Annotated in this window: 11 protein-coding genes; 8 read left to right on the top strand and 3 right to left on the bottom strand. The window is 72.2% G+C overall.

Features of this window, described 5'->3' with window-relative positions:
- The 3 genes from AC08OP_RS14280 to AC08OP_RS14270 all read left to right on the top strand — a co-directional run.
- Window positions 1–673: TerD family protein (locus AC08OP_RS14280; protein WP_476614637.1), on the top strand; the 673-nt coding region annotated here is incomplete at its 5' end.
- A 193-nt stretch (window positions 674–866) separates the two neighbouring features.
- On the top strand, window positions 867–2,210 hold the full coding sequence (locus tag AC08OP_RS14275) for a magnesium transporter MgtE N-terminal domain-containing protein (protein ID WP_462188984.1): 1,344 nt from the start codon (window positions 867–869) through the stop codon (window positions 2,208–2,210).
- A complete protein-coding gene (locus AC08OP_RS14270; protein WP_476614636.1) occupies window positions 2,207–2,800 on the top strand; it encodes a DUF1003 domain-containing protein in 594 nt (197 codons plus the stop codon). Before AC08OP_RS14275 ends, AC08OP_RS14270 begins: the two co-directional genes overlap by 4 nt.
- Before the next feature lie 68 nt (window positions 2,801–2,868).
- Here AC08OP_RS14270 and AC08OP_RS14265 read toward each other — a convergent pair whose 3' ends face one another.
- A complete protein-coding gene (locus AC08OP_RS14265) occupies window positions 2,869–3,150 on the bottom strand; it encodes a chorismate mutase (RefSeq protein WP_476593745.1) in 282 nt (93 codons plus the stop codon).
- A gap of 384 nt (window positions 3,151–3,534) precedes the next feature.
- Between AC08OP_RS14265 and AC08OP_RS14260 the strand changes: the two genes are divergently transcribed.
- Window positions 3,535–4,380 (top strand): RecB family exonuclease, encoded by an 846-nt coding sequence (locus AC08OP_RS14260; protein WP_476614635.1) that lies wholly within the window; start codon window positions 3,535–3,537, stop codon window positions 4,378–4,380.
- 57 nt (window positions 4,381–4,437) lie between these two features.
- Window positions 4,438–5,643 carry a pyridoxal phosphate-dependent aminotransferase gene (locus AC08OP_RS14255; RefSeq protein ID WP_476614634.1) on the top strand — a complete coding sequence of 402 codons (1,206 nt, stop codon included), beginning with the start codon at window positions 4,438–4,440 and terminating at the stop codon, window positions 5,641–5,643.
- Here the strand turns inward: AC08OP_RS14255 and AC08OP_RS14250 are convergent.
- On the bottom strand, window positions 5,630–6,280 hold the full coding sequence (locus AC08OP_RS14250; RefSeq protein WP_476614633.1) for a hypothetical protein: 651 nt from the start codon (window positions 6,278–6,280) through the stop codon (window positions 5,630–5,632). The two genes, AC08OP_RS14255 and AC08OP_RS14250, sit on opposite strands and share 14 nt — an antisense overlap.
- 53 nt (window positions 6,281–6,333) lie before the next feature.
- Here AC08OP_RS14250 and AC08OP_RS14245 point away from each other — a divergent pair, with 53 nt between their 5' ends.
- The 3 genes from AC08OP_RS14245 (at window position 6,334) to AC08OP_RS14235 (ending at window position 8,288) form a co-directional block, all read left to right on the top strand.
- Window positions 6,334–6,696 (top strand): antibiotic biosynthesis monooxygenase family protein, encoded by a 363-nt coding sequence (locus AC08OP_RS14245; RefSeq protein ID WP_476614632.1) that lies wholly within the window; start codon window positions 6,334–6,336, stop codon window positions 6,694–6,696.
- A 175-nt stretch (window positions 6,697–6,871) separates the two neighbouring features.
- The gene (locus AC08OP_RS14240; protein WP_476614631.1) at window positions 6,872–7,861 is read left to right on the top strand and encodes a ParA family protein; all 990 of its coding nucleotides are present in this window, start codon (window positions 6,872–6,874) and stop codon (window positions 7,859–7,861) included.
- Between the two features lie 7 nt (window positions 7,862–7,868).
- Window positions 7,869–8,288 (top strand): hypothetical protein, encoded by a 420-nt coding sequence (locus AC08OP_RS14235; protein ID WP_476614630.1) that lies wholly within the window; start codon window positions 7,869–7,871, stop codon window positions 8,286–8,288.
- 50 nt (window positions 8,289–8,338) lie between these two features.
- Here AC08OP_RS14235 and AC08OP_RS14230 read toward each other — a convergent pair.
- A partial coding sequence (locus AC08OP_RS14230) for a DEAD/DEAH box helicase (RefSeq protein WP_476614629.1) occupies window positions 8,339–10,014 on the bottom strand: 1,676 nt, incomplete at its 5' end.

Here is a 10,014-nt window from a genome sequence, read left to right as displayed (position 1 = left end):
GCCCCCGCCCGGGCAGCAGTGGGGCCCGCAGCCGGGTGGTCAGCAATGGGGTCCGCCGCCCCCCGCGCTGGGAGCGCCCGGTCAGCAGGGTGGCCGGGTGAACCTGGACAAGGGGCGGGTATCGCTCACCAAGGGGCAGAGCGTCTCGTTGGTGAAGACCGGCGCGCCGCCGCTCACCCGGGTCCGGCTGGGCCTTGGGTGGGATCCGGCCCAGCACGGGAAGTCGATCGACCTCGACGCGTCCTGCATCCTGTTCGACGAGCGCGGCAAGGATGTCGACAAGGTCTGGTTCATGTCCAAGAAGGGCGCCCGGGGAGCCGTGCGCCACTCTGGGGACAACCTGACCGGCCATGGCGGAGGGGACGATGAGACGATCATGGTCGATCTCGGCGCCCTGCCGGGGAACGTCGTCACCCTGATCTTCACGGTCAACAGTTTCCAGGGACAGACCTTCGTCGAGGTGCGTAACGCCTACTGCCGGTTGTATGACGATCTCACCGGGCAGGAGCTCGTCCGGTTCGACCTGTCCGACTCCAAGCCGTCCACCGGACTGGTGATGTGCCGGGTGCAGCGCGACCGCGGGGCTCCCACCTGGTCGATGACGGCGATCGGGGAGTTCCACGACGGCAAGACCGTCCGCGCCATGGTCAATCCGTCGAGGCAGTACCTGTAGGCAGTGCCCGTAGCCCGATCCCCGGCCCCGGAACGCCGGGCGGTTTGCCGGCGGCCCGCGCGGCGGTGTTGATCCGGCCGACCTCTCCGGGTTGTGGGATGTCCCGGGCCGGGTAACCTCCGGCCGTGAACAGGTCTGCAGGGCCGTCGTGGGCCGGTATGTTGCGCTTCGCAGGCATCGTCCGGTGATGGGCATGATCTCCCGCCCGGCTCCGTCCCGCGTCTACTGCCGCCGGCTGGCGGGCCTGCTTGTCCTGGACCCGAATGGCGACCAGGTCGGCAGGGTGCGCGATGTGATCGCGACGCTGCGACTCGGGCATGAGCCGCCCCGAGTCCTGGGCCTGGCCGTCGAGGTCCAACGCCGACCGATCTTCGTGCCGATGAGCCGGGTCACCGGGGTGGAGTCGGGCGCGGTGGTGCTGTCCTCGGCCCGGCTGAGCTGGCGGCGTTTCCAGCAGCGCCCGAACGAGACCCGGGTGCTCGGCGAGCTGCTTGACCGGCGGGTGACGCTCATCTCGTCCGGCGTCGAGGTGACCGTCGTCGATGCCGCGATCGAACCGGTTCGCGGCGGCGACTGGGTGCTCGACCAGGTGGCGGTGCGGGTCGGCCGGGGCCGGCGCGGTGAGGTGAAGACGGTCGCCTGGGACGAGGTCACCGGCTTCTCGCTGCCCGAGGAGGGGCAGGGGGCCGCGAACCTGCTCGCCGCGTTCGAGAAGCTGCGGCCCGCCGACCTCGCGTCGCTGCTGCATGACCTGTCCGAGAAACGGCGCGCGGAGGTCGCTGCCGCCCTCGATGACGAGCGGCTTGCCGACGTCCTCGAGGAGCTGCCGGAGGACGAGCAGGTCGAGTTGCTCGGGGGACTCGCCGACGAGCGGGCCGCCGACGTGCTGGAGGCGATGGGCCCCGACGACGCGGCGGACCTGCTGGGCGAGCTGCCCGCCGACGACGCGGAGCGTCTCCTGCGGCTGATGGAGCCCGACGAGGCCGCCGGCGTGCGTCGTCTGCTGCTCTACGCCGACGACACGGCCGGCGGCATGATGACCAGCGAGCCGGTCGTGCTCGCTCCGAACGCGACGGTCGCCGAGGCGCTGGCCCGCATCCGCGAACCCGAGCTTTCCCCGGCGCTTGCCGCGCAGGTCTACGTGGTGCGCCCGCCCTACGAGACGCCCACCGGCCGCTACCTCGGTCTCGCCCATTTCCAGCGGCTGCTGCGTGAGCCGCCGGCGACCCTGGTCGGTGGCGTGATCGACGTCGACATCGCCTCGCTGCGGCCCGAGACCCCGCTGGCCGAGGTCACCCGTCATCTGGCGTCCTACAACCTGGTGGCGGCACCGGTTCTCGACCGCGCCGGCCGGCTCGTCGGCGTCGTCACCGTCGACGATGTGCTCGACCACCTGCTTCCCGCGAACTGGCGGGAGCGACAGCTCGACGCGGACGTGGATGCGCGGGCGACCCCCGGGGCACTGACCCCGCCCGCCGCGGGCGACGTGGAACCAGGCTCCCGCGGCGAGGTGGGCAGCTCCCCGGCCGCGCCATGAGACGCCTGGGACGCCTGGGACGCCGTCGGCCGCGAGGCGCCCGCCTCGATCAGCCGCGGCTGTCCCGGCGGTCCGCCCTGCGCTCCGCCTACGAGCCGGACGCCTTCGGGCGAATCGCGGAGCGGGTGGCGCGTTTCATCGGCACGGCCCGGTACCTCGTTGCGCAGAGCGTCGTGATTGTGCTGTGGGTCGCCTACAACATCATCGCCCCGCAGTCCGCCCGGTTTGACAATTTCCCGTTCATCTTTCTGACGTTGGTCCTGTCGCTGCAGGCCGCGTACGCGGCACCGCTCATCCTGCTGGCGCAGAACCGCCAGGACGACCGGGACCGCGCGAACCTTGCCCAGGACCGCGAGCAGACCATCCGTAACCGCGAGGACACCGAATACCTCGCCCGCGAACTGGCCGCGATGCGCATCACGATCGGCGAGCTCGCCACCCGGGACTTCCTGCGTTCGGAACTGCGGGGGTTGCTCGCGGAGCTGGAGGGGCCGGACGGTGACCGGGCGAAGGACCGGGAGCGGGAACGCGATCGGGAACGCCGAGAGCGCCGACGGCGGGAGAGCGAGCGTTCGTTACGTCCGCCGTGATGACCGGGCCGGTGCGGTGGGCTGGTGCGAACGGCGGCCGCGCGCCGCACCGGCGGGTGCCCGGGTGCCTACCGCACGGTACCGCGACAGAGCGTCAGCACCGCCATCGCGATCTCGACCCCGCGAGGCCCCAGCTCGTCCGCCCAGATCGCGATGATCTCGTTCTCCCGGGCGTGCTGGATGCGAGGCCCGCCCTCGGCCGAGCGCAGCGCCTGGATCTGCTGGGACAGGTCCCGCCGGGTTGCGACGAGATCACGCAGCTGAGCATCGATGTCATCGATGAGCTGTCGTCCCTCGTCGATCGAGGCGATGGCCGGCGCGGTGCTGGGGGCATCGACGACGTTCTCCACAAGTGGGCCTTTCGGTCGGAGGCCCGGCGCACCCCAGGCTGAGACGACCCGGAGGCGGACCGGGCCTGGGTCTGGCGCTTGTGCCGCGTGAGATCAGCGGCGGAGCGGGGACCGTGCCCGGTCCCCATAAAACAGCCGCAGCGACGTGCCGTGACCTGCGAGTCGGCGGCACGTGAATCGACTGCACTGCATGGCAAGAGCATGCCAGCCGCGTGCCGATTCGTCCAGGCGCCTGATCTCTTGGGTAGCCATCCACCCCGACTCTTGGGTAACCCCACCCCGACTGGTCCCTCACCTTGACTGATCCCTCACCTTGACGCGGGCGGCGACGCCGCCCGATCAGGCGTCCGGTAACCGAGGCGAGGCCGGTGAGACCATCGGATAATGGCGCAACTCGAGCTCACCGGCATGCCCCGCCGGCTTTTTTCCTGCACGCCGTCGCGGCTGGCCGCCTTCGAGGACTGCCCCCGCCGGTACCGGATGACGTATCTGGACCGGCCGCGGCCGCCCAAGGGGCCGCCCTGGGCGCACACCTCCTTCGGTGTCAGCGTGCACAACGCGCTGCGACGCTGGTGGGAGGAGCCGATCGAGCAACGGGCCCCGCAGCGGGCCGCGGCGCTGTTGCGGTTGCTGTGGGTCGACGAAGGTTTCCGGGACGGTGAGCAGTCGTACCGGTGGCGCGAGCGCGGCGCGCGGATGGCGCATGACTATGTCGCGCACCTCGATCCGGCGGCCGAGCCGCGCGGGGTCGAGCGCTCGGTCGCGGCCCGTACCGAGGCACTGGCCTTCTCCGGGCGGGTGGACCGTCTTGACGACCGAGACGGGGAGTTGATCGTCGTCGACTACAAGACCGGACGCCGGCCGATCACCGACGACGACGCGCGATCGTCCCCGGCGCTCGCGCTCTACGCCCTGGCCGCCGGGCGGATGCTGCGCCAACCATGCCGGCGGGTCGAGCTGCACCACGTGCCCAGTGGGCGGGTCGCGGCCGCCGAGCACACCGAGGCGAGCATCGCCCGGCACGTGCGGCGGGCGGAGTCGGTCGCGGCGGACGCCGTGCGCGCGACGGAGGCCCTGCGGGCGGGTGAGGATCCGCAACGGGCGTTCCCGCCGAGCCCCGGCCCCCTGTGCTCGTGGTGCGATTTCCGGAGCCACTGCCCCGAGGGGCAGGCGGCTGGCCCCGAACGCCAGCCCTGGGACGCCCTCGGCGACGAGGACGACGAGGGCTGAGGCGCCGGCATACCGGGCCGCCGGACACCGGGCCGGGAGAGGGGCCATCATGAAACGATGCCCGACCAGACCGCCGCGCCTGCCCGGCCGCGGGTCTCCGCGAAGGCCGCGACCTTCACCGAATCGGTGATCCGGGAGATGACCCGGCTCGCTCTCGCGCACGACGCCGTGAACCTCGCGCAGGGCTTCCCCGACTTCGCCTGCCCGCCGCAGCTCAAGGAGGCGGCCAAGGCCGCCATCGACGCGGACGTGAACCAGTACGCCATCACGTGGGGAGCCGCGGAGTTCCGCGCCGCCGTTGCCGCGAAGGTGGCCGAAACCTACCCGGGCTGGTCGGTTGACCCCGGCACCGAGATCTGCGTGACCTGCGGCTCCACCGAGGCGATGATCGCGACGATGCTCGCGCTGGTCGACCCCGGCGACGAAGTGATCATGTTCGAGCCGTTCTACGAGAACTACGGCCCGGATGCGATCCTCTCCGGCGCCCGGCCGAAGCTCGTCCGCCTGCATGCCCCGGACTGGACGATCGACGAGGCGGAGCTGCGTGCGGCGTTCTCCGACCGCACCCGCGCCATCGTGCTGAACACCCCGCACAACCCGACCGGCAAGGTGCTGCGCCGCGCCGAGCTGGACCTCGTCGCCGAGCTCTGCCAGCGCCACGACGCGCTCGTGTTCACCGACGAGATCTACGAGCACATCCACTACCTGGGCCCGGGCGGCCACATCCCGCCGGCCACCGTTCCCGGGTTAGAGGACCGCGCCGTCACCATCAACGCGCTGTCCAAGACCTACGCGGTGACCGGCTGGCGGGTCGGCTGGACGATCGCGCCCGCCGCCTACACCTCGGCGATCCGCAAGGTGCACGATTTCCTCACCGTCGGGGCGGCGGCACCGTTACAGGCCGGCGGGGTGGCGGCGATGAACCTGCCGGAGACGTACTACGTCGATCTCGCCCGGCAGTACCGGGAACGGCGGGACCTGCTCTGCGCGGCCCTCGCCCGGACCGGCTTCACCTTCCGGGAACCGGACGGGGCGTACTACGTGATGTGCGACACCCGCGCGCTCGACCCGGCCGGTGACGACGTGGCCTTCGCCCGCCGGCTGGTCACCGGGATCGGGGTCGCCACCGTTCCCGGCTCGTCGTTCTTCGCGGCCCCGGCGGATGGCCGCCACATCATCCGGTTCGGCTTCCCCAAGAAGCTCACGACCCTGGAGTCCGCGGCGGAGCGGCTTGCCCGTCTCACCCCGGCTACCCCGGGTTGAGGGTCGTCCCAGGCGGCTGGGGCATCGGGTAGCCGGCCTCGGCCGCCCGGGCATGCCCCGCGCGCAGCTCCCGGTCCAGCGCTGCCAGCTGACCGTGTGCCCCGCCGCGCAGCGATCGGCCGGCCAGTCGCGGGCGAGCGGCCATCTCATCGGGCGACGGCGGCGTGTACCGCCCGCGCAGGTATTCCCCGATCCACCGGGCCTGGGCAGCCGCGAGCTGCGCGGGACCCGCGACATGGAACAGCCAGGGAACCTCGAGATCGAAGACCTCGCCGAAACGGGCCGAGCCCGTCCCGGCCGGACCCAGCCGCGCCGCCGGGCCGGTGAGCACCACGGCCTCGAAAACGCCGCGTGGGTGGGCTTCGTCACCCGGGCGTGCCTCGTTACCCGGGTGGGGACCGCCGTGCACCTCAAAAGGCGGACCGTGCGTGGCGGCTCCGACCAGGCGTAACGTATTAAGAGTAACGGCGACGACACTGTCAGTCAGACCGTGCGTGGCGAGTTCGGCGAGGGACGGCGGCGGCGTGGGGCCGTCGGAGAACGCGGTGACGGTCAGCCCACCGTCGGCGAGTGTGATCGTCGCGGCGGTTCCGGCGGCATTGAGACCGAGGACGGCGACACGGGGAAGACCTGGCACGTCGGGGGACTCTAGCGGCGCGGTGATGGATCCCGCGCACTACGGTTGAAGACATGAGTGTTGTTAAGATCAACGTATTGACCGTGCCCGCGGAGCTGCGAGACACCCTGGAGAAGCGGTTCGCCGGCCGCGCCGGCATGGTGGAGCAGGCCGACGGGTTCGAATGGTTCGAGCTGCTGCGCCCGATCGAGGGCACGGACACCTACCTCGTCTACACCCGTTGGCGTAGCGAGGAGGACTTCCAGAAGTGGCAGTCCTCGCAGGCGTTCGGCGAGGGCCACCGGCAGGCTGCGGCTGGTCAGGGCGCTCCCGCGGGCCACGGGGCCCCGGCGGGGGGGCAGGGTGCCCCCGCGGCCACCGCGGCCACGCTGTGGTCGTTCGAGGTGGTGCAGACTGCCGCCCCCGCCTCGCGCTGACCCGCGCCCGGCGGCGCACACCGGATGAGACGAGCGGTACGCCCGGATCTACCGGTGTTGCGGATGGTTGGTCGGTGCCCGACTTAGGGTGATTGCGGAGTGGCCTCGGGGGCGCGTCGAGATTTTCGCCCGTCAAGTGTTGTGACGGATCGGCCACGCCCCCACACTGATCGGTGTGGCCCGAGTACTCGCTGTTGCGAATCAGAAGGGCGGCGTTGCCAAGACGACCTCCGTGTCGAGTCTCGGTGCCGCGCTGTGCGAGCTGGACCGTCGGGTCCTGCTGGTCGATCTCGACCCACAGGCATGTCTGACCTTTTCGCTCGGGCTGGATCCGGATGCCCTCGAACTGTCGGTGCACGACGTCCTGCTGGGACGGTTGTCCGCCGGCATCATCATCACCAGGACACCGGACGGCACCGATCTGCTGCCCGCGACCATCGAGCTGGCGGGTTGTGAGGCGGTGCTGCTGTCACGCACCGGGCGGGAGCACGCGCTGCGGCTCGCCCTCGCCGAGATTGTCGACGAGTATGACTTCATCCTCATCGACTGCCCGCCCTCCCTGGGCGTGCTCACCATCAACGGGTTGACGGCGGCGGACGAGGTCATCGTGCCGCTGCAGTGCGAGACGTTGTCCCACCGCGGCGTGGGCCAGCTGTTGGACACGGTGCACGACGTGCAGCGGCTGACCAATCCCGGCCTGCGGGTCCGCGGCGTGCTGCCGACCCTGTTCGACGGTCGCACGGCGCACTGCCGGGCGGTGCTCGCCGACGTCTCCGCCCGGTACGACATCGCGGTGCTGGCGCCGCCGGTAGCCCGCTCGGTGCGCTTCGCCGAGGCGCCGGGAACGGGGCGGTCCATCCTGACGACCGCACGGCGCTCCAAGGGGGCCGAGGCCTACCGGTCGCATGCCCGGGCCATCGCCGGGGTCGCGGGGGTGGGCACGGCCGCCGGCATCGCTGACATCGCTGACATCGCCGGCATCGCTGACCCTGCCGGGACCGCGGTTGGGCAGGCCGCCGAAACCGTTGACGGCCCGGGGACCACCTCGCCCGGTCGGCGGCAACGCCCTCGGGAGGGGGACGGCCGGCCCGTGGGCATGCGGGACCATTCCCGCCCACCGGCGCAGGTCGGCGAACCGGCCTGCGCCGGAGAGGTGCGGGTGTGAGCCGACGGTGAACGAGCTCGGGTGGACACCCGGCCGGGTGCCGGGCGGGACGCAGGCGCCGGGACAGGCGCAGGACCGGGCGCAGGACCGGGCGACGGCCGGGTTCGACCGGCTGCGTCCGCGTGGCACCCGACCTCCCGTGATCACTCCGGTCCGCGCGAGATCGACGGTGGGTCGGGACGCGCATGGAAAGCGTGCGTTGTACAGCGGCGTTCGCCCCGTGACACCGCCGAACACCAGCCTGACCGTCAGCTGCTCCCGATGCGGGCAGACCAGCTCCCTCGGCGCCTGGCACGCGCTGCGCGTCCTGACGCCGAGCGTCCATCTACCGCTGGTCCGACTCCGGCATCCCTCGTTGGTGCGCTGTCCCTCGTGCCGGCGGCTGAGCTGGGTCCGGTTGGGTCTGCATTTTCGGCCCGCGGGCTGACGACACCCGCGGGCCGGCGACACCCGCGGGTACGCGGGGCCGCCGGGGTGTCAGGCCGACTCGGCTCGAGGCGGCGCGTCGGCGGCGGCCTCGGTACCGTCGCCGGCCTCCCGCATCGTGCCCGTGCCGCGGCCACGGTTGCCCCGACGCCGGTGCCGGCGTCGGGGCGACTCCTCGGCCTCGACGCCCGTCTCCGAGGCCAGGGCGGAGACGACGCGGGCGGTGTCGGTGTCGGTGTCCGTGTCGGTGTCGGTGAGCGGGGCGGTCCCGGTGAACTCGACCAGCCCGGTCTGCCCGGCACCGTCCACCACGGGTGGGCCGGCCTTCCGGCCGTCCTCGTCGACCGGGTCCGCCGGGTCCGCGGCGATGGCCAGCCCCGAGGCCGCGGCCGCCGCACCACCGCCGCGGGTGCGCCGACGGGCGCGAGTCCGGGTCGGCACCGCCGCCGGCTCGGAACGGTCCTGGTCACGCCCGGTCCGCGAGCCGCGGCGCCCGCCGCGGCCGGACTCCCCGAGATCCTCGATGTCCTCGGCCGCGAGCCCGGCGCGGGTCCGCGCCGCGTGCGGCAGGGTGCCCTTCGCGCCCGCCGGGATGCCGAGCGCCTCGTACAGGTGGGGAGAGGTGGAATAGGTCTCCACCGGACCGTCGAACGGCAGGGCGAGTGCCTTGTTGACGAGTGTCCACCGCGGCAGGTCGTCCCAGTCGACGAAGGTGATGGCCACCCCGCTCTCGCCCGCCCGACCGGTGCGGCCGATGCGGTGCAGGTAGACGTTCTCGTCTTCGGGGCACTGGTAGTTGACCACGTGGGTGACACCGTTGATGTCGATGCCCCGCGCGGCCACGTCGGTGGCGACCAGGACGTCGATCTTGCCGGAGCGGAAGGCGCGCAGCGCCTGCTCGCGCTGGCCTTGGCCCAGGTCGCCGTGCACCGCCGCGGCCGCGAAACCGCGCTTGGCGAGGTCCTCGGCGACCTTGTCCGCGGTGCGCCGGGTCCGCACGAACACCATGGCGAGCCCCCGGCCGCCGGCCTGCAGGACCCGGGCCAGCACCTCCATCTTGTCCAGCGCGTGGGCGCGGAAGACGTGCTGACGGGTGGTCGGGACCGTGCGCCCCTCATCCGGCTGTTCCGCGCGGACGTGCACGGGCCGCTTCATGAACCGCCGGGCCAGGGAGATGACCGGGCCGGGCATGGTCGCGGAGAACAGCATCGTCTGCCGCTCGGTCGGCAGCTGCGACATGATGCGCTCGACGTCCGGCAGAAAGCCGAGGTCGAGCATCTCGTCGGCCTCGTCGAGCACCAGGGTGCCGACGCCGGCCAGGTCGAGCACGTGCTGGCGGGCGAGGTCCAGCAGGCGGCCGGGCGTGCCGACGACGATGTCGACGCCGGCGCGCAGCGCGGACAACTGCGGCTCGTAGGCACGCCCGCCGTAGACGGACAGCACCCGCAGGCCACGGCGGGCGCTGGCGCGGGTGACGTCCGCGGTCACCTGGACGCACAGCTCACGGGTGGGCACCACGACGAGGGCCTGTGGACGGCCGTCGGCACCCTCCTCGGCCGCCAGCACCGTCTGTACCACCGGGATGCCGAACGCGAGGGTCTTGCCGGTGCCGGTGCGGGCCTGCCCGATGATGTCGTTGCGGGCCAGGGCGAGTGGGAGCGTCAGCTCCTGGATGGGGAAAGCGTGCACGATGCCCGCTTCGGTCAGCGCCGAGACGGTCTCGGCGC

Source organism: Frankia sp. CeRuru1 (assembly GCF_977966315.1).
The sequence above is the reverse complement of the archived record's forward strand: the minus strand, read 5'-3'. Positions and strand labels throughout refer to the sequence as shown.

Excerpts from the sequence above, each read along its gene's own strand:
- AC08OP_RS14275 (WP_462188984.1), top strand. The coding sequence starts at position 867 with ATGATCTCCCGCCCGGCTCCGTCCCGCGTCTACTGCCGCCGGCTGGCG.
- AC08OP_RS14270 (WP_476614636.1), top strand. The coding sequence starts at position 2,207 with ATGAGACGCCTGGGACGCCTGGGACGCCGTCGGCCGCGAGGCGCCCGC.
- AC08OP_RS14260 (WP_476614635.1), top strand. The coding sequence starts at position 3,535 with ATGGCGCAACTCGAGCTCACCGGCATGCCCCGCCGGCTTTTTTCCTGC.
- AC08OP_RS14255 (WP_476614634.1), top strand. The coding sequence starts at position 4,438 with ATGCCCGACCAGACCGCCGCGCCTGCCCGGCCGCGGGTCTCCGCGAAG.
- AC08OP_RS14245 (WP_476614632.1), top strand. The coding sequence starts at position 6,334 with ATGAGTGTTGTTAAGATCAACGTATTGACCGTGCCCGCGGAGCTGCGA.